Genomic DNA, 18,094 nt, shown 5'->3' with positions numbered 1-18,094 from the left:
TTGATCAGGGTATGCGGAGATTTACGTCTTTGACCCGATTGGCCATGTTCACGGCCGTCGTCACAACGGTCATCAGCACAGGCGGCGCGGCCACTGGCCGGGCCGCGCCATCCGGCAGCGCCGCGCCCCCACCCGTCTCCGTCTCCGACGTGGGGCCGGCGACCGACCCCCTGACCCGGACGCGGGCGGGGGCGCCCCTCGCGGACGACGGCACGCCGTTCCCGCGCACCGTGTGGCAGGACACGTGGCGCCCGGGCATCAGCGCCCTGTCGCGCTTCCAGGTCGACACCACGTCGTACCTGCTCACGTACCAGACGACGACCGGCGCGGTCGTGATCGGCCGGCTCAACGGGCTCGGCCAGGGCACCTCGAACGTGTGGCGCGGCCTGTGGTCACGCGGCTGGACGTCCGTCATCCCGTACCGGCTGGACACGGGAACGTACCTGCTGCGGTACAACAAGTCGGACGGCTCGGTCGCGACCGACCGCGTCAACAGCGGCGGCCGGGGAACGACCCCGATCTGGCGGTCGCGGTGGACCGCCGGCTGGACCCGGATCGTCCCGTTCAGCGTGGGCAATGAGCTCTACCTGCTCGGCTACAAGGAGAACGACGGCACCGTGGCCATCGACCGGTTCAACGCCGACGGCCTCGGCACGACGACCGTCTGGACGTCGCGGTGGGACGCCGGCTGGTCGGCGCTGTCCCCCTACCGCGAGGGGTCGAACACCTACCTGATCAAGTATCGGCAGAACAGCGGCGCGGTGATCGTGGACAGGTTCAACGCCTCCGGCGCCGGCACCACGCCCGTGTGGAACGGGACGTGGCCCACCGGCATGACGACCCTCCTGCCGATCGTCGTGGGCAGCACCCAGTACCTGCTGTCGTACCGCAACGCCACCGCGGGGGCCGCGCTGGACAAGTTCAACGCGGGCGGTCAGGGCGTCACGCCGCTGTGGGCCGCCCGTTGGTCGCAGGGGTGGAGCGCCTTCGTGCCGTACCGCCTGGCGGGCGTGGACTACCTGCTGTCGTACCGGGTGGCGACCGGCGTGACCACGGTCAGCCAGTTCGTGCCGGGACACCTCCGCCAGCGGATGTGACCGGTCCCTCGGCTTCGCCGCCGGCGCCCGCGCGGGTCAGCCGATGGCGAAGCCGAGGGCCATCGCGATCACGACGGCCTGCTCGGCGCTGATCCGCGCGCCCGCCCGGGTGACCGCCAGCGGATCCAGCGTCGACAGGTCACTGCCGCGCAGGTCGCTGCGGTCCAGCCTGGCCCCGCGCAGCTCGGCCCCGGTCAGGTCCAGGCCGGTCAGCGTGGCGCCCTCGCAGTTCGCGCCGGACAGGTCCACCTCACGCATGCGCAGCCCGGTCAGCGAGACGCCGCGCAGGTCGGTCTCAGCGAGCCCGACGAACGACCAGTCGCCGCCGTCGGCGCGCAACGGGCGCAGCTCGCACTCCACGAACCGGCTGCCGACCAGCTTGCAGCCGGTGAACTCGGCCTCGAAGAACACGCACCGGGTGAACACGCACCGCAGGAACGCCGAGTCGGTGTGCCGGGAGGCGTTGAACCGCACGTTCCCGAACGAGCACTCCTCGAACCGCGCGCCCCGGCTCACCGCCTCGGTGAGGTCCACGTCGAAGAAGAAACACCTCTCGTACGCCCGGTCCTCGAACTCCTCGCCGTACCAGTCCAGGTCCCGGAAGGTCTCGCCCTCGATCACGTCCGCCACACCGTCAGCCTAGTGCCGCGTCGGCCACGCCCACGTCCACGAGAAATCCTCCCGTGTCGTCGCGCCACGGGCGCGCATGGTGGCCCGGCGCGCCGCGCGGCTGGCAGAATGGCGCCGTGGCTCGATGGGAATACGCGCGACTTGAATACCGGGCGGCCGGCACGTTCGGTTCCGACCAGAGCATGGACTGGACCGCGACCTTCCACCACGCCGGCGGGGTGCACCGCTGGGGCACTGACGAACGCTACGACGACCTCAGCCACCTCAACCGGGCCGGCGCCGACGGCTGGGAGGCGTGGCACCGCAACGTGCTCCACATCGGGCAGCCGCAGCGCATGCACGCGGTCACCTACTCGCTGCGGCGACAGGTCGCCTGACCGGCCGCGCGCCGCGTACCGGTCGGCAGAGCCGGGTAAAGGGGGCACCATGGCCAACGGACTGACCCTGACCGGGACGAACATCGACACGCCCGACCCGGCCGCGCTCGCGCGCTTCTACGCCCGCCTGCTCGGCTGGGAGATCGCCGCCGAGGAGCCCGACTGGGTGAAGCTCGCGGCCCCGGACGGCGGGGCCACCCTGTCGTTCCAGACGGAGACCAACTACGTGCGTCCCACCTGGCCCGCCGGCCCCGGCGACCAGCAGATGATGATGCACCTGGAGATCCGTGTCGACGACCTGGCGTCGGCCAGCGCCCACGCCCAGGCGTGCGGCGCCACCCTCGCCCAGTTCCAGCCGCAGGACGACGTCCGCGTGCACCTCGACCCGGACGGTCACCCCTTCTGCCTCTGGCTCGGCTGACCGCTACCGACCGGGCCGCCGGACGGCGACCCGTCGCCTGCGGCGCAGGCATGCGCGCCGCTAGATTTGCCCTATGGCGACAGACGTTTCCGCGCAGCCGGCGGTGTCCGACTCCGATCGACCAGCGGCGGCAGGCCGGCCCACGGCCGGCTACGCGACCAGCCTCGTGCTGGCGATCCTGGGCGTCTGGTTCACGGTCGGACTGATGGTCGACGCCTGGGCGCACAACAATGTGCCCGAGCTGGAGACGTTCTTCACGCCGTGGCACGCGGTGTTCTACTCGGGGTTCGCGGCCACGGGCGCGTGGGTGCTGTGGACGTGCCGGGCCGCGATCCGCGACGGGCAGCGGGCGCTCGACGCCGTGCCGGCCGGCTACGGCCTGACCCTCATCGGCCTCGTCACCTTCGCGCTGTCCGGCGTCGGCGACCTCATCTGGCACACCACGCTGGGCATCGAGCAGGACGTGGACATCCTGTTCAGCCCCACCCACGTCGGCCTCATCGCGTCGATGTTCCTCATCGTGAGCACACCCATGCGCACCGCCTGGCGCGACCCCGGCCTGCCCGAGGCGCCCGGCCTGCGCCGGCTGCTGCCCGCGGTGCTGGCCGCGACCTTCGCCGCCACGCTCATCCTGCTCTTCATGCAGTACGCCAACGCCCTGTCGTACGGGCCGTTCGGCGTCATCTACGCGCTCTCGGGCGAGGACAGTGGCGACACGTCGCAGTACGTCGCCGAGGTCGCCGTCACCACGGCCATCATCGTCGTGCCGCTGCTGACCCTGGCCCGGCGCTGGCGGCTGCCAGTCGGCGCCACCACGATCCTCTACGTCGCACTGGGCGGGCTGTCCACGGCCGTGAGCGGCTTCGAGAACCTCGACCTGATCATCGCCTTCGTGGTGGCCGGCGTGGTCGTCGACGCGCTCGGCGCGGCCGTGCGGCCCGCCCCGGACCAGCCCGGCCGCCAGCGCCTGTTCGCGGCGCTCGCCGCGCTCATCACCTGGAGCACGGTGATCGGCACGGCGTACGCGGTCGTCCCGCCGCTCGATCACGCGGTGCCCGTGAAGCCGGAGCTCGTGTACGGCGTGCCGCTCGTGCAGTGCGCGCTCGCCGTCCTGCTCGCGGTCGTGCTGGTGCCCAGCCGTCAGGGCTTGCGGGCGACCGCCCCGTAGACGGCCACGTCGACGTCGCGCAGCGTGGCCGGGTCCATGCCGACGCCATCGGGGCGCCAGTTGTGCACCAGCGTCAGCCCGGGCTCGACGATCTCCAGGCCGTCGAAGAAGCGCTCGATGGCCTCGCGGGGACGCACCTGCATCGTGACGCCGTTCTTGGCGTAGATGGCGGCGACGCGCTCCCACGCCGTCGGGTCGAAGTCACCCGTGAGGTGCGACAGCGCCAGGTAGCTGCCCGACGGCAGCGCGTCGACCAGCTGGCGGGTCACGCCGTACGGGTCGTCCGCGTCGCCCACGAAGTGCATGATCGCGATGAGCATGAGCGCGACCGGCCGGTCGAGGTCGATCGCGGCGCGCAGCTGCGGCGACTCCAGGATCTTCGACACATCGCGCAGGTCGGCGTCGATGTACTCCGTGCGACCCTCGGGCGTACTGGCGAGCAGGGCACGGGCGTGCGCGAGCACGATCGGGTCGTTGTCGACGTACACGATGTGGCTCTCGGGCGCGATCTCCTGCGCGACCTGGTGCACGTTCGGGGCGGTGGGGATGCCCGTACCGATGTCCACGAACTGGCGGATGCCGGCGTCGGCCGCGAGGAAACGCACGGCGCGGCGCAGGAACGCGCGGTTCTCCCGGGGCGGTGTCCGGCTGGCCGGGTTCGCCCGGATCCCCGCCTCGGCCGCCTCACGGTCGGCGGCGAAGTTCGTCTTGCCGCCCAGCAGGTAGTCGTAGACGCGGGCGGGATGCGGCACATTCGTGCGCAGGTCAACCGGGGGCAGGCTGTCGCTGCCGTCGATCTTCATCCAGTCCGAGTCGCCCATGCCCTGCTCCCCTGATAAACGGCGTCGCGATCGCCGGTGCATCATCCTAATGGGACTGTCGGCGCATGTCTGTAGTCGTGGGGACGAACCGAGCCGACGTCTGGTCAGGTGGCCGATCGCCACACTGCCGGAACTGCCGTACCCTCGGCGTCCGTGAGTAGGCACCGGCTCAACGAGGACCAGGACACTGTCTTTCTCCCCGTAAGCTTGCCAGCACGCGACGCGGCCGGGGCCGACCGACCGGACGCGGGCGACGAGGCGGCGAACGGGGCGCCCGCGGCAGCGCCGGCGCCTGCGGCCCCGCCGGCGCCCGTGGTGCCGCAGCAGGCCCCGCCGCCGGACGTCGAGAGCCTGCCCACCGCGTCGGTCCCCGAGACACCGGCGGCAGACCTGTGGGCGGACGAGGACTCGTTCGCGCAGGACCGCTCGACGGTCACGCTGGTCCTCCCGGCGCGCGCCAAGGGCACCGTGCCGCCCGCCCGACTGCGCCAGAAGGCCGTCCCGCCCACGGAGGCAATCGCGCCGCCACCCGTCCAGGACGTCCCCGAGGACGCCGCCCGCCCGGAGGCGCCGGCCGTCGGCGCGGGCACGTGGGACACGAACACCGCCGAGTACCGGCCCGTCACGGGCGCCGCGATCCGCGCATCCGCCGACGGGGACCCAGCCCGCGCGGGGGTCCCGGAGCCGCGGCGCTCCCGCATCGCGATCGCCCTCGTCGCCGCGTTCCTCGTCATGGTCGCCACGGTCACGTGGCTCACCCGCCCGTCGGCGTCCGGCCCGCCCACCGCGCAGGACACGCCCCCCGCGACGCTCCCGGCGCCGGTCGTCCCCGTGCCGGCGAGTCCGACCACGGCCGCGCCGTCCGCGACGCCGAGCGCCAGCCCGTCCGCGAAGCCCACGGCGACTCCGACGACGGCCCGGCGCCCGACGACCGCGCCGCCCACCACGCGCCGCCCGACCACGGCCGCTGCCCCGCCCGGTCCGGCCGCGCCGCAACCGGCGTCGCTGTCGGTGGGCGCCCGCCGGTCCCTGCGCCTCGCGTCGGGCACGAACACCTATGTCATCCGCGCCAGCGGTGTCGCCGCCCTCGCGACCGTGACGACGAGCAGTAGCGCCACCCAGCGCCGGGCGGCCACCTTCACCATCGTCGCCGGCCTCGCCGACAACCGTTGTTACTCGTTCCGGGCCGACAATGGCGCATACCTGCGGCACGAGAACTACCGGGTGTACGTCGAGGTCGACGACGGCAGCGATCCGGACCTCTTCCGCAAGGACGCCACGTTCTGTGTGGCACCGGGTGGTTCGCCGGGCGCGCGTGTGTTCCGGACCCAGAACTACCCGAAGTACCACCTTCATGCGCGCGGCGGCCAGCTGTGGATCGACGACAAGCCACCGACCGCGGACTCGTCCTTTGTGGTCACCACCGCCTGGGGATGACAGGCATCGTTGAGCGGCCGCGTCGACGCGGCTGGTCCCGCCCCACGGCGTGGTGGGAGAGCGCGCTGATCGTGGCCGGGCTGGTCGGGCACGTCTTCCTCGTCGCCCATGAGGCCCGCCAGGACGGCTGGGAGCGCTACGCGGCGCTGTCCAGGCTGCTGGAGACAGGCGAGCTGCCCGACACCAAGTACTCCATGGTCATGCCCATCTTCGCGGCGCCGTTCTGGCTGCTGGGCAAGGTGGTCCAGGACCCGCGTTGGTGGACCGAACGGTTCAACACGATCGTGCTGGCCCTCGGCATGCTGGCTATCTGGCTGCTGCTGCGCAGGCGTGTGCCGGGCCGGCAGCTACGGGTGTTCTTCCTGCTGCTCGTGGCCGGTTCGATGTTCGGCAACCACCTGCGCTTCTTCTACGGCGAGGTGTTCACGGCCGTACTCGTGGCCGTCGGCATCGTCGCGACCGTGGTGGGCCCCAGGCTGGTCGGCTGGCTGACGACCGTCGTCGGGCTGGTGAACACCCCCGCCAGCATCGCGGGCCTGGTCACGATGGTGGGCGAGCGGGTCCTGCGCACCCGCGCGCTGCGCTACATCGCGGTCATCATGGTGGCGTCCGCCGGCGTACTCGTCGTGAACTACCTGCAACGTGGCCGCGCGCTCGACTTCGGGTACGTCGAGGACAAGGGCATGCGGACGATCATGCCGTACTCGGGGCTGCCCAACTGGAGCTACCCGATCTTCTTCGGCCTGTTCGGCCTGCTGTTCTCGGCCGGCAAGGGCCTGATCTGGTTCGCTCCCGGCCTGTTCCTGCCCGTCCGAAAGGGCCTGCGCGCCCTGGGCGACGACGTCCGGGTGATCTACCGGCAGTGGCTGGCGTTCCTGCTCGGCCTCCTGGTCGTCTACGCGATGTGGTGGTCGTGGCAGGGCGGCTGGTTCTGGGGACCCCGGTTCGTGCTGTTCGCCTCGATCCCGGCCTCGTTCGCGATCGCGCTGGTCTGGGCGCGGCGCGAGGAGACCGGACTGGGGCTGAACCTGTTCGCGACGCTCGCGTTGATCCTGTCCATCTGGGTGGGCATCAACGGCGCCGTGTACGGCGACCGTGCCCTGTTCAAGACCTGCCTGGGCAACTACTGGTACGAGACCCCGCTGTGCTACCACACCCCGGAGTTCAGCGTGCTGTGGTACCCGTTCGTGCAGTCGTCCCCAGTCGCCGCGGACCAACGGATCTTCTTCGCGTACTCCCTGGTTGTCGGCGCCTACCTGCTGATACCCATGCTCGCCACCGTGGTCCGTCAGCTCGCCGCCCACGCGAGGAACGCCGGCTGGCTCAGCCGCTACGACTGGTGAACGCACAACGAAAACCCAGGTCGTACTGCCGGTCGTCGGCTCCGGCAGCGAACTGTGCCATCGTGGTGGCCCGCAGCGAGGACATCTCGAACGAGCCGCCCCGGCACAGGTGGTCACCGTCGGGCGTGACCGTCGCCGTCCACTCCCAGACGTTGCCGACCAGGTCCAGGACGCCGTACGGGCTGGCGCCCTCGGGGTGCGCCGTGACCGGCGTGGTGCCGCCCGCGAAGCTCTCCCACGTGTTCGCGCCCCGGTTGATCTCGCGATCGCCCCAGGGGTAGCGGTTGCCGCCGGGTCCGCGGGCGGCCTTCTCCCATTCGCGTACCGTCGGCAGCCGCTTGCCGGCCCACGACGCGTAGTCGACCGCGTCCTGCCAGCTCACCCGCGTGACCGGATGATCATCCGACGGCGGCTCAAGATACGGCTGCGGCGCCGCCCCCGGCGGCCGGTGACCTGTCTGCCGAACAAACCGCGCGAAGTCACCGACGGTCACCGGGTGCACGTCGATGTAGAACGCCGCGAGCCGGACGGGCTCCTTGCCCGGCCCGCACAGGAACACGCCGGCCGGCACGAGCACCATGGGACGCCCGTCGATCTCGCCGACGATCCGCGCCGGCAGCGTGTCGTCGGGCGCCTCGACGGTGAGGACGCCTACCAACTGGGCGAACCTCGCCTGCACGACGGCACCCGCCTGCGCCAGCACGGCGTCGAGCGACGCCTGGTTGCCGGGCGCCGGATGCAGGAGGTCGCCACCCGACTCCCAGCGGGAGACGGCGCGTGGGCTCACCCCAACGACAGTCGCGAAGTCGCGCACGCTGAGCCGCTGCGCGGTGCGCAGGGCGCGCACCTCACGGCCGGACCAGTGCCCGACCGTCGGCAGTTCCAGAGAGGTCACGGTCGAAGCCTAGGAGCCGCGGGCGCCCCGAACGCGGTTATCCACAGGCCGTCCGGCGTCGGGTTCGGGTGCCTCTCAACACTGCATTGCTACAGGACGTCCACAGCGGTTCCCCACCGTGTCCACAAAAGTCCGTCCCGGCCGTGACGACATATAGATGGTCCCCGGACCGGGTGGCTTCGCGCCGCCCGGTCCGGGGACCACCGCGTCAGCTGATGTCGCGGCGGCGGGTGAGCAGGATGCCGAGCCCGCCGAGGACCAGGACGTAGGCGATCATCATGACGAAGCCGGACCACTGGGGCGGGGCGTCGGGGAATGCCTCACCCGGTGTGATCATGATGGTGGACGCGGTGGCCGGGGCGAGAACCCTCAGGTTGAGCACCCAGTCCTGGCCGATCCAGTTGTGGATCAGCGGGACGAGGATCGACAGCAGCAGGTCGCTGGCCAGGTACACGACGATGCCGATGATGACGGCACCGATCTGGCTGCGGATCAGCGTGCCGAGGCCGAGCCCGAAGATCGTCCACATGACGAAGGCCAGCAGGTTGAGCAGCACCGCCTGGATGACCTCCCAGTCGGTGAGGTGAATCTCGACACCTTCGGCGGCCAGGAACAGTGGCGTACCCACCAGGTTGATCAGCGTGGAGATGAGCCAGAACAGCCCGCCGAACACGCCTGCCGCCACCAGCTTGGCGAGCACGACCGCGGTGCGGTGCGGCGTCGCCATGAACGTCGCGGTCGCCGTCTGGTGGAAGTACTCGTTGGTGATCACCAGAGTGCCGATGATCATCGCGAAGAGCACCCCGAGGTACTGCCCTGAGGTGAGCAGGTTGGCGGCGATCTTGATCAGGCCGGCGGTGGTGTGCGCGGCCTCGGAATCCGCGATGACCTGCGCCTGCTGCTCCGCCGCGATCTGGTCGAGCGGCGGATCCAGTTGGAAGTGCGTGACGAGCATGTTGAGGCCGAGCGCCAACAGGGTCACGAGGACCATGCCGATGCCGAACAGCCACCACGTGCTCGTCGTGCGGATCTTGAGCAGCTCCGCGGAGATCAGGCGTTTGCGCGGGCGACGCGAGGCCGTCGTGACAGTCGTCGGCGCCGTCATCGGATGTCCGCCTTCCCCTTGGTGAGCTCCAGGAACACGCCCTCGAGGTCGGGGCTCTCGCTGGTGAGCTGGTGCAGCACCACGCCGGCGCGGTGCGCGGCCTCGCCGACCCCGACGGCGTCGACTCCGGTCACCCACAGATCACCGTCCGGGCCCGGGCTGACCGTGGCCCCCTCCCCGAGAGCGGCCGTGAGCGCGGCCGGGTCCGGCGTGCGCACGAGGGTGCGCCCCGAGCCGCCCAGCGAGGCGATCACCTTGCGCACCGGTCCCTGCGTGACGAGCTTGCCGGCCGCCACGATGATGATGTCCTCGGCGAGGATCTCCATCTCGGAGAGCAGGTGACTGGAGACCAGCACCGTGCGGCCCTCGGCGGCCAGCGACTGCAGCAGCTGACGCATCCAGCGGATGCCCTCGGGGTCGAGGCCGTTGGCCGGCTCGTCGAGGATGAGCACCCGCGGGTCGCCGATCAACGCGGCGGCGATGCCGAGGCGCTGCTTCATGCCCAGCGAGTAGCCCTTGAACTTGCGGTTGGCGGCCGTGGAGAGGCCGACGATGTCGAGCACCTCGTCGGCCCGGCGGTCCGGCAGGCCGGCCGCCCGGCAGATGATGCGCAGGTGGTTGCGGGCCGTGCGGCCCTTGTGCGCGGCGCTCGCCTCAAGCACGGCCCCCACGGTGCGCACCGGGTCGGGCAGGTCCGCGTAGCGGACGCCGCCGATCGTGGCGATGCCCGCCGTCGGCCGTACGAGATTGAGGAGCATGCGGAGTGTCGTTGTCTTTCCGGCACCGTTCGGGCCCAGGAACCCGGTCACCCGACCGGGTTCGACCTCGAACGAGAGGCCGTCTACCGCCCGGACCGACTTGTAATGCTTGGTCAGGCCGGCGACGGCGATATGTCCGTCTGGCATGTGGCGTTCCTTCCCATGTCGCGGACAAGAATGCCATCCCCGCCAACTAGGAGGAGACCCGGATTGCCTGCTCTGGGCCTGCCGTGCCGGCGAGGACGTCCGCGAGGATCTCGGCACCGTCCACGACCCGCGGGCCCGGCCGGTTGAAGAACGCCGGGCCGTCCACGACCCAGACCTGCCCGTCGCGGACGGCCGGGAGGTCGGACCAGCCCGGCAGCTTTGTGACGGCGCCCAGTTCGGCGAGGGTCTGATCAGGCGACAGCCCGCAGGGACCCAGCACGACGACGTCGGGCGCGCACTCCAGGACGGCCGGCCACAGGTGCGTGACGCTGTGCTCGCCCGGCCCGAGCAGCACCGGCTGCCCACCGGCCAGCAGGATCTGCTCGGGAACCCAGTGCCCGCCCGGCATGAACGGGTCGAGCCACTCGACGAACAGCACCGTGGGCCCGGTCCCGTCCGCGACAGGTAGACACGTGCCCGGCAGCCGGTCAGCGTCGGCCACGAGAGCGTCGGCCCGCCAGGCGGGGCCGCCGGGCAGAGCGTCGAGCCGGGCCAGCAGGCCGGCACGCAGCCGCCCGGCCGCGTCGGTGACACCGAGCCGCTCGGCCACCGTGTCGATGCTGTCGAGAATGCCGGCGACCGTGCGCGCCTCCAGCGACAGCACGGTCGTGTCCAGGTCGAGCACCCGGACGGCCTCATTGACGGCCTGGTAGGAGACCGCGCAGACATCGCAGATGTCCTGCGTGAGGACCAGGTCGGGCTCAAGCGCGGCCAGCGCCCGCGCGTCGAGGTGAAACACCGCCGATCCCGTGTGATCGAGGGTGAGCTCGCGACTGGAGGTGCCCGGCGTGACGTCCGACACGGTGACGACGGGCAGGTCGCGGACCAGTTCGGGCGGCCAGTCGCACTCGTGGGTCCGGCCGACCAGCTGGTCCCCGGCACCCAGTGCCGCGACGATGTCCGTCCCGGCCGGAAGAAGCGATACCACCCGCACCGCCATCTCCCCTCGCCCCGCGGCCCGCCGTGTGCCGCAACAGCCTAGACGCTGGTGGCCCACGTGTGGGCACCAACAGTCACGATGTGCACACCTGATGTCGTCCGGGTCGCGCGCCGTGACCACTCTTCGCACATATCCGGGTACGGGACGGGGGTGTGGCAGGCTGGGCCAATGGGTGCGCATGAGGTGGATGTTGTCGTCATCGGACTGGGCGTGGGCGGCGAGGAGGTGGGTGGCCGGCTCGCCGCGGCGGGCCTGGACGTCGTGGGAATCGAGGACCGCCTCGTCGGCGGCGAGTGCCCGTACTGGGGTTGTGTTCCGACCAAGATGATGATCCGGGCGGCTAACCTGCTCACGGAGGCGCGACGGGTGCCCGGCCTGGCCGGGTCCGCCGAGGTGACCCCCGACTGGGCGCCGGTCGCCGCGCGCATCCGCGACGAGGCGACCGACGACTGGAACGACAAGGTGGCCGTCGACCGGTTCACCGGCAAGGGCGGTCGCTTCGTACGCGGCCGCGGCGTGCTGACCGGTCCCCGCCGGGTCAGGGTGGGCGAGGACGAGTACACCGCCCGGCGCGGCGTCGTGCTGGCCACCGGCACCGCGCCCGTTCCGCCGCCCGTCGAGGGCCTGGCCGGCACCCCGTACTGGACCAATCGCGAGGCGGTGGAGGTCCGGACCCTGCCCGCCTCGCTGATCATCCTGGGTGGCGGCGCCATCGGCGTGGAGCTGGCTCAGGTGTTCGCCCGCTTCGGCGTGACCGTGACCGTCGTGGAGCGCTCCGACCGACTCGTGGCCGTCGAGGAGCCGGAGGCCTCCGATCTGGCCGACAAGGCGCTGCGCGGCGACGGTATCGACGTGCGCACGGGCGCGACCACGACGCGGGTCGCGTACACGGATGATGGTTTCGCGGTGTCGCTGGGTGACGGTACGACGCTGCGGGCGGAGAAGCTCCTCGTGGCCGCGGGGCGCCGCGCCGCACTGGACACCCTCGGCCTGGACACCGTCGGGCTGGACCCGTCGGCGCACAGCATCGCCACGGACGCCTGGATGCGGGCCGGGGACGGCCTGTGGGCCGTGGGCGACGTCACCGGCCACGGCGCGTTCACGCACATGGCGATGTACGAGGCGGACGTCGCCGTGCGCGACATCCTGGGCCAGGGCGGCCCGCCGGCCGACTACCGGGCGGTGCCCCGCGTGACGTTCACCGACCCGGAGATCGGCTCCGTGGGGCTGACCGAGAAGCAGGCCCGCGACGCGGGCCTCGCGGTCACCACCGGCACCGCGTCGATCCCGTCCTCATCGCGCGGCTGGATCCACAAGGCCGGCAACGACGGGTTCATCAAGCTCGTCGCCGCCGACGGCCTGCTCGTGGGCGCCACCTCGGCCGGGCCGACCGGCGGCGAGGTGCTCGCCGCGCTCACGGTGGCGATCGCCGGCCGGGTACCGGTGGCACAGCTGGGCCACATGATCTGGGCGTATCCCACCTTCCACCGCGCGCTGGGCGACGCGCTGCGCGACCTCGGCCAGCCCGCCACGGCCTGACAGGATGGGTGCCGAACGCCCAACCCAGCGAGGAGACCATCGTGCGCGACATCGCCGTCTTCAGCGGCAGCGCCCACCCGGAGCTGGCCGCGGAGATCTGCGCCCACCTCGACGTGCCGTTGCACCCCGTGCGGGTCGACCGGTTCGCCAACGACTGCCTCGAGATCCAGCTGCAGGCCAACTGCCGCGAGCGCGATGTGTTCCTGGTGCAGCCGCTCGTACCGCCCGTCCAGGAGAACCTCGTCGAGCTGCTGCTCATGCTCGACGCCGCGAAGGGCGCCTCGGCGGCGCGCACCACGGTGGTGATGTCGCACTACGCGTACGCCCGCTCGGACAAGAAGGACGAGCCCCGCATCTCGATCGGCGGCCGGCTGGTGGCCGACCTGCTCACGGCGGCCGGGGCGACCCGGGTGCTCGCCATGACCCTGCACTCGCCGCAGGTGCACGGCTTCTTCAGCGTCCCGGTCGATCACCTGCACGCGCTGAGCGAGCTGGCCGCCCACTTCCGGGGGTACGACCTGTCCAACACGGTCGTGGTCTCCCCCGACCTGGGCAACGCGAAGGAGGCCTCCGCGTTCGCCCGCCGGCTGGGCATCCCGGTGGCGGCCGGCGCCAAGCAGCGGTTCAGCGACGACCGGGTCGTGATCAGTGACGTCATCGGCGAGGTCGAGGGCCGCGACATCATCGTCCTCGACGACGAGATCGCCCGCGGCTCGACCGTCTTCGAGCTGCTGGAGCGCCTGCGCGAGCGCGGCGCCGGCAAGGCCCGGGTGGCGTGCACGCACGGCCTGTTCGCCGACGGCGCGCTCGAACGGCTCCAGGCGCACGACGACGTGCTGGAGGTCGTCTGCACCAACACGGTGCCGCTGGGCAAGGAGAAGTGGATCCCCAAGCTGCGCGTGCTGTCCATCGCCCCCGCCCTGGCCGAGGCGATGCGCCGCATCCACAACGGCGAGTCGGTGAGCGCCCTGTTCCATTAGCTCCGGCGTTGAACCGGGCTGGGGCGCGCAGCGCCAGCCCGGTTCAACGTTCCCAGGGTCGCGGTGCCTAGCCGACGAGCGCCGGCACCCTCGCCTCCACCGGCTCCCCCGCAGCCGGTGGGCGCTCGCCCTCGGGGTTGCGGATGAAGGCGACCGCCAGCACCGTGGCCACGGCGAACAGGACGGCGCTGACGGTGAAGGCGACCGAGTAGCCGTGGATCGCCCCGTCGGCCTGGGCTGCCGGGCTGGGCCCGTGCGCCACGAGGTAGTTGGCGAGCGCGGTCGTGAAGATGGTGTTGAGCAGGGCGGTGCCGAGCGAGCCGCCGATCTGCTGGGTGGTGTTGAGCATGGCGCTGGCCACGCCGGCGTCGTGCTCGGCCACCCCGGACAGCGAGGTGCTCGACAGCGGCACGAACATCAGCCCCATGCCGAAGCTCATGGCGAGGAACGCCGGCATGATGTGCCCGAAGTACGACGTGTCGAGCTCCAGCTGGGTCAGCGAGATCATCGCCCCGGTGGCGAGCACGCCGCCGACCATCATGAGCCGCCGCGGTCCGACGCGCGGCAGCAGCTGCGCCGCCGTGGTCGCGGCCGCGATGATGCCGACCGAGAACGGCAGGTAGGCCACACCGCTGCGCAGCGCCGAGTACCCCCGGTTCTCCTGCAGGTAGTACGTCATGAACAGGAACATCCCGAGCATGCCGGCGCCGATGAGGATCGAGATGAGGAAGGAGGTGCCCCGGTTGCGGTCGGTCAGCACGCGCAGTGGCAGCAGCGGGTGGCTGGTGCGCGCCTCCCACCAGATGAACGTGGCGAGCAGCGCCGCCGCGCCGACCAGGTAGGACACCGTGGTCGCGGCGCCCCAGCCGTCCGTGGCCGCCTCGGTGAAGCCGTACACGAGGGCGACCAGGCCGGCCGTGGCCAGCACGGCGCCGGGGATGTCGTAGCGGGTGTCGCCGTGCGCGCGGCTCTCCCGGACGAGCGGCAGCGCCGCCGCGAACGCGATGAGCGCGATGGGGATGTTCACCAGCAGGCACCAGCGCCAGTTGGCGTACTCGGTGAGCACACCGCCCGCGAGCAGGCCGATCGCGGCACCACCGCCGGAGATCGCGCCGAACACGCCGAACGCCCGGGCGCGCTCCTTCACGTCCGTGAAGGTGACCGTGAGCAGCGACAGGGCGGCGGGCGCGAGCAGCGCTCCGAAGACACCCTGCAACCCGCGCGCGGCGAACAGGGTGCCCGCGTTGACGGCCGCGCCGCCGAGCGCGGACGCTCCCGCGAAGCCGATCAGTCCGATGAGGAAGGTGCGCCGGCGGCCGAAGAAGTCCGCGATGCGCCCGCCGAGCAGGAGCAACCCGCCGAAGGTCAACGTGTAGGCCGTGACCATCCATTGCCGGTCCGCGTCGGAGATGCCGAGCGCGTGCTGGGCCGACGGCAGGGCGATGTTCACGACGGTCGCGTCGAGGACGACCATGAGCTGGGCGATCGCGATGACTCCGAGCGCCCACCAGCGCCTTCGGTCGGGTGGTGCGGTGTCCTTGGCGGTCGAGCCGCTCGCTGGCGCGAGCGTTTCCCCCGGGGTGTTCGACATGGCCGTGGCCTCCAGTATGAGTGGCAGATGGGTGTCACACATGCACATGGCGTGTAGACGCGCCACGTGCGCGCGATTCATCGCGAGCGCACGCGGGGCGTGCGTTCGTGGGTGTTCTGGGCGTGGTCGACCTGCGCCAGGTCCCTCAGCTGCGGGCCGGTGCGGGCTGATCAGTGACGGGTCAGGCGTCCTGACGCAGTACGGGCAGGAGGATCTTGTCGATGACGCGGTTCACGTACGCCTCGTCGAGCAGCGCGCAGGTCCCCCACAGCCGCCTGGTCAGCATCATCGCGTGGATCAGTTCGTGGAGCAGGCCGGCGTCCGCGCTCGCCGGAACCTCGCCGCGCTCCACTGCGCGGGCGAGGATGGTCTCGTAGACCGAGTGCTTCATGTCGTAGAGGACCTGGTGCAGGGTGCGGGCCAGTTCGGCGTCGCGCGACGCCGCGGTGAGCAGGCCCATCACGATCGCGCCGTCGTCTCCGTTGGCGACGGTGCACACTGCCGTCAGCTGGGACGCCAGGTCGCCGCGCAGCGACCCGGTGTCCGGTGCCTCGGCCGAACCGCCGAAGCGCTGGGTGAGCGCCTCCATGACCAGCTCAGGCTTGTTCTCCCACGCCCGGTAGATGGTCGCCTTGGAGGCGCGGGCCCGCGCCGCCACGGCGTCCATCGACATCCGGTCGTAGCCGACCTCGCCGAGCAGCTCGAAGACCGCACCGCAGATCGCCTCGCGGCGCTCCGGTTTGGTGGCGGTCTCCACTCGATCACGTCCTCGCATAAGGAAACGGTACCGTTCCGTACGGCCGACGCTACCCGCGCGCCGCAGCGAAACGAAACGGTTCCGTACACCTAATCCTGTGACGCGGGCCACCTACCCCTGGGCGAGCACAATCAGCCGGTCGATCGGCGGGAGGACCTGCGTTTTGTCCGGGTTCAGCACGATGCCGTGGTTGCCCTCGCCCGGCTCCGCCATCCGGTACCCGATGGCGACCTCGCCGCGCCGGCGCGCCGACTCGACCACGGTCGCGAACGTCAGCCCGGGCACGGACCGCACGTAGTACATGGACGGTCGCACGTAGATCTCCGCGCCCGCCGAGTCGAACAGGTCCGTGAACACAGACTCCAGGTGGCGGTTCTCCGAGATCTGGGTCATCAGCAGGCTGACCAACTGCTCGCTGATGACGAAGTCGTCCGCGCGGGTGAGCTGGGCCAGCGCGCGGTCACGGTCGTCGCGCATCTCGCTCACGATCGAGCCGGCCTTGCCGCGTTTCTCCAGCATGTCGCGCAGGTGCAGCAGGGTGACCAGGACGCGGGCGTCGGCCGTGAGCGGGTCGATCACGTCGTCCGACAGCACGATGACGTTGTCGTACGCCACGATCTCGATGCCCTCCAGCACGTTGCGGTCGCGCGTGTCCCCCTCGGTCACGGTGACCGTGAGCTGGCGCAGCCCGAGCCCCACCCGCGCGACGGCGGCGGCCGCGTCCTTGCGGTCGGTCACCACGTCGACGACGGAACCGGCCGTCACATAGATGTCGAGCTGCTCGATGATGCGGGTGGCCCGCCCGTTCCAGCCGAGGACCAGGGTGCGCTCGGGCGCCTGCGGCCCGCGCACCGAACTGAGGATGGCCGCCTCGTCGACCGGGAACGGCGCGGCCGTGAGCCGGATCGCCGAGTCGTCCTGCGCCAGGATCGCCAGCCGGTCCTGCGGCTCGATCACGGTGTTCATCGGCGGGTTGAGCACGGCCGTGCCGCTGGCGTGCACGATGCCGACCGGGCAGCACTGCTGGTAGGCCGACAGCACCTGACCGAACTGGTACCCGACCAGGCGCGGCTCGCTGATCACATAGAACTCGTCGCCGCCGAAGTCGAGCAGGTCCTGGTAGATCACCGACAGGCCGGACTGCCGCGCGGTCTGCACGAGCAGCCGCGCGCTGATGTCGTCGGCGTCCACCACGACCGCGTCGCCGCCGGCCAGCCGCGCCACGGCGCGGTTGCGCCCGTCGCGGACCGAGGCCACGACGTGGTGGCGGCGGTCGCGGAAGGCCGGGCCGCGGTTGATCGCCAGCAGGACCTTGAGGACGTACGAATCGGCGTCCTCCGCGCGCTCCGACGCCGGGGCGAGCACGATGATCGACCGGGCCTCGTTGGGGTTGACCAGTTCCAGGTCGGTGAGGTCGAGCGGGCTGCCGGTGCGGCACACCAGCCGCGTCGTCCCGGTGTCGGGGATCCGGCGGCGCAGCTGGTCCTCCATGTCGACCTTGTCGTGCTCGGCGAGGATCGTGATCGCCGCGCGGCGCCGGCTGCGGTTGGCCTCCACCAGCTCCGACACGACCGTGAACACCTGGTCCGACCAGCCGAGGATGACCGTGTGGTCGCGCTCGACCACCACCGAGCGCCCCTTGCGCAGCTGCTCCAGCTTCAGGTTGACGCCGCTGGTGAGCAGACCGATCAGGGCGCTGACGATGAAGATGCCGCCGACGCCCAGCACGAACCACAGCGCGAGCACGGCGAGCGTGCCGGTTTCCGGCACGTCCAGGCTGAACGTGCTGGCGAAGGTCTGCCACAGGATCGCGAACGGGTTGGGCGGACGACCGTCCGCGTCCGGCGGCGAGACGATCTCCAGTGCGATGGTGACGACCACGACCATGACGACCGACACGATGGCCAGCCACCCGACGAGGCTCGCCGTGCCCCGGGACATGGTGTTGTCGAACCAGTACCGCAACCGCCTGTTGAACCGTGCTCCACGCGCCATCCGTGCGTGTCTCCTGTCGCCGGCGCTCCCTTG

17 protein-coding genes are annotated in these 18,094 nt (G+C 71.3%); 8 read left to right on the top strand and 9 right to left on the bottom strand.

Going from position 1 to position 18,094, the window contains the following annotated elements:
* Positions 1-29: 29 nt before the first annotated feature.
* A complete protein-coding gene (locus ABD191_RS24550) occupies positions 30-1,097 on the top strand; it encodes a hypothetical protein (protein ID WP_344086722.1) in 1,068 nt (355 codons plus the stop codon).
* A gap of 36 nt (positions 1,098-1,133) precedes the next feature.
* Here the strand turns inward: ABD191_RS24550 and ABD191_RS24545 are convergent, their stop codons facing one another.
* The gene (locus ABD191_RS24545; RefSeq protein ID WP_344086719.1) at positions 1,134-1,727 is read right to left on the bottom strand and encodes a pentapeptide repeat-containing protein; all 594 of its coding nucleotides are present in this window, start codon (positions 1,725-1,727) and stop codon (positions 1,134-1,136) included.
* Between the two features lie 116 nt (positions 1,728-1,843).
* On the opposite strand from ABD191_RS24545, the gene ABD191_RS24540 reads away from it, so the two are divergent.
* The 3 genes from ABD191_RS24540 (at position 1,844) to ABD191_RS24530 (ending at position 3,693) form a co-directional block, all read left to right on the top strand.
* A complete protein-coding gene (locus ABD191_RS24540) occupies positions 1,844-2,104 on the top strand; it encodes a hypothetical protein (protein WP_344086716.1) in 261 nt (86 codons plus the stop codon).
* A gap of 49 nt (positions 2,105-2,153) precedes the next feature.
* Complete coding sequence (locus tag ABD191_RS24535; protein WP_344086713.1) at positions 2,154-2,525, top strand: VOC family protein; 372 nt, start codon at positions 2,154-2,156, stop codon at positions 2,523-2,525.
* Positions 2,526-2,598: 73 nt separating this feature from the next.
* Positions 2,599-3,693, top strand: a complete 1,095-nt coding sequence (locus tag ABD191_RS24530; RefSeq protein ID WP_344086710.1) for a hypothetical protein — start codon at positions 2,599-2,601, stop codon at positions 3,691-3,693.
* Here the strand turns inward: ABD191_RS24530 and ABD191_RS24525 are convergent.
* Entirely contained in the window at positions 3,666-4,514 is an 849-nt protein-coding gene (locus tag ABD191_RS24525) for an SAM-dependent methyltransferase (protein ID WP_344086707.1), read from the bottom strand. The genes ABD191_RS24530 and ABD191_RS24525 overlap by 28 nt on opposite strands.
* Positions 4,515-4,667: 153 nt before the next feature.
* Between ABD191_RS24525 and ABD191_RS24520 the strand changes: the two genes are divergently transcribed.
* Positions 4,668-5,951 carry an AbfB domain-containing protein gene (locus ABD191_RS24520; protein ID WP_344086704.1) on the top strand — a complete coding sequence of 428 codons (1,284 nt, stop codon included), beginning with the start codon at positions 4,668-4,670 and terminating at the stop codon, positions 5,949-5,951.
* Entirely contained in the window at positions 5,948-7,294 is a 1,347-nt protein-coding gene (locus ABD191_RS24515) for a hypothetical protein (RefSeq protein WP_344086701.1), read from the top strand. The genes ABD191_RS24520 and ABD191_RS24515 overlap by 4 nt, the downstream gene beginning before the upstream one ends.
* Here ABD191_RS24515 and ABD191_RS24510 read toward each other — a convergent pair.
* From ABD191_RS24510 to ABD191_RS24495, 4 genes are all read right to left on the bottom strand, one after another.
* A complete protein-coding gene (locus tag ABD191_RS24510) occupies positions 7,275-8,189 on the bottom strand; it encodes an SUMF1/EgtB/PvdO family nonheme iron enzyme (protein ID WP_344086698.1) in 915 nt (304 codons plus the stop codon). The genes ABD191_RS24515 and ABD191_RS24510 overlap by 20 nt on opposite strands.
* Positions 8,190-8,397: 208 nt before the next feature.
* Positions 8,398-9,294: an ABC transporter permease subunit gene (locus tag ABD191_RS24505; protein WP_344086695.1), complete on the bottom strand. Its 897-nt coding sequence runs from the start codon at positions 9,292-9,294 to the stop codon at positions 8,398-8,400.
* Positions 9,291-10,199, bottom strand: a complete 909-nt coding sequence (locus ABD191_RS24500) for an ABC transporter ATP-binding protein (protein ID WP_344086692.1) — start codon at positions 10,197-10,199, stop codon at positions 9,291-9,293. Before ABD191_RS24500 ends, ABD191_RS24505 begins: the two co-directional genes overlap by 4 nt.
* Before the next feature lie 46 nt (positions 10,200-10,245).
* Positions 10,246-11,193: an ABC transporter substrate-binding protein gene (locus ABD191_RS24495; RefSeq protein WP_344086689.1), complete on the bottom strand. Its 948-nt coding sequence runs from the start codon at positions 11,191-11,193 to the stop codon at positions 10,246-10,248.
* 174 nt (positions 11,194-11,367) lie between these two features.
* Between ABD191_RS24495 and ABD191_RS24490 the strand changes: the two genes are divergently transcribed.
* Both ABD191_RS24490 and ABD191_RS24485 read left to right on the top strand, forming a co-directional pair.
* Positions 11,368-12,738, top strand: a complete 1,371-nt coding sequence (locus ABD191_RS24490; protein ID WP_344086686.1) for a dihydrolipoyl dehydrogenase family protein — start codon at positions 11,368-11,370, stop codon at positions 12,736-12,738.
* Between the two features lie 41 nt (positions 12,739-12,779).
* The gene (locus ABD191_RS24485) at positions 12,780-13,718 is read left to right on the top strand and encodes a ribose-phosphate diphosphokinase (protein ID WP_344086683.1); all 939 of its coding nucleotides are present in this window, start codon (positions 12,780-12,782) and stop codon (positions 13,716-13,718) included.
* A 67-nt stretch (positions 13,719-13,785) separates the two neighbouring features.
* Here ABD191_RS24485 and ABD191_RS24480 read toward each other — a convergent pair whose 3' ends face one another.
* The 3 genes from ABD191_RS24480 to ABD191_RS24470 all read right to left on the bottom strand — a co-directional run bounded on the left by ABD191_RS24480 (position 13,786) and on the right by ABD191_RS24470 (position 18,061).
* A complete protein-coding gene (locus ABD191_RS24480; protein WP_344086680.1) occupies positions 13,786-15,309 on the bottom strand; it encodes an MFS transporter in 1,524 nt (507 codons plus the stop codon).
* 181 nt (positions 15,310-15,490) lie between these two features.
* Positions 15,491-16,084 (bottom strand): TetR/AcrR family transcriptional regulator, encoded by a 594-nt coding sequence (locus ABD191_RS24475; RefSeq protein ID WP_344086678.1) that lies wholly within the window; start codon positions 16,082-16,084, stop codon positions 15,491-15,493.
* A 93-nt stretch (positions 16,085-16,177) separates the two neighbouring features.
* Positions 16,178-18,061: a CASTOR/POLLUX-related putative ion channel gene (locus ABD191_RS24470; protein WP_344086675.1), complete on the bottom strand. Its 1,884-nt coding sequence runs from the start codon at positions 18,059-18,061 to the stop codon at positions 16,178-16,180.
* Between the last annotated feature and the right edge of the window lie 33 nt (positions 18,062-18,094).

This window comes from Luedemannella helvata (assembly GCF_039528415.1).
In the GTDB taxonomy this organism is placed as follows: Bacteria; Actinomycetota; Actinomycetes; order Mycobacteriales; family Micromonosporaceae; genus Luedemannella; species Luedemannella helvata.
Note: the sequence above shows the minus strand (reverse complement) of the source record. Positions and strands in the feature narration are given on the sequence as shown.

Coding starts and splice junctions, on each gene's coding strand:
- ABD191_RS24535 (WP_344086713.1), top strand. CDS start 2,154: ATGGCCAACGGACTGACCCTGACCGGGACGAACATCGACACGCCCGAC.
- ABD191_RS24525 (WP_344086707.1), bottom strand. CDS start 4,514: ATGGGCGACTCGGACTGGATGAAGATCGACGGCAGCGACAGCCTGCCC.
- ABD191_RS24480 (WP_344086680.1), bottom strand. CDS start 15,309: ATGTCGAACACCCCGGGGGAAACGCTCGCGCCAGCGAGCGGCTCGACC.
- ABD191_RS24500 (WP_344086692.1), bottom strand. CDS start 10,199: ATGCCAGACGGACATATCGCCGTCGCCGGCCTGACCAAGCATTACAAG.
- ABD191_RS24515 (WP_344086701.1), top strand. CDS start 5,948: ATGACAGGCATCGTTGAGCGGCCGCGTCGACGCGGCTGGTCCCGCCCC.
- ABD191_RS24505 (WP_344086695.1), bottom strand. CDS start 9,294: ATGACGGCGCCGACGACTGTCACGACGGCCTCGCGTCGCCCGCGCAAA.
- ABD191_RS24470 (WP_344086675.1), bottom strand. CDS start 18,061: ATGGCGCGTGGAGCACGGTTCAACAGGCGGTTGCGGTACTGGTTCGAC.
- ABD191_RS24475 (WP_344086678.1), bottom strand. CDS start 16,084: ATGCGAGGACGTGATCGAGTGGAGACCGCCACCAAACCGGAGCGCCGC.
- ABD191_RS24490 (WP_344086686.1), top strand. CDS start 11,368: ATGGGTGCGCATGAGGTGGATGTTGTCGTCATCGGACTGGGCGTGGGC.
- ABD191_RS24530 (WP_344086710.1), top strand. CDS start 2,599: ATGGCGACAGACGTTTCCGCGCAGCCGGCGGTGTCCGACTCCGATCGA.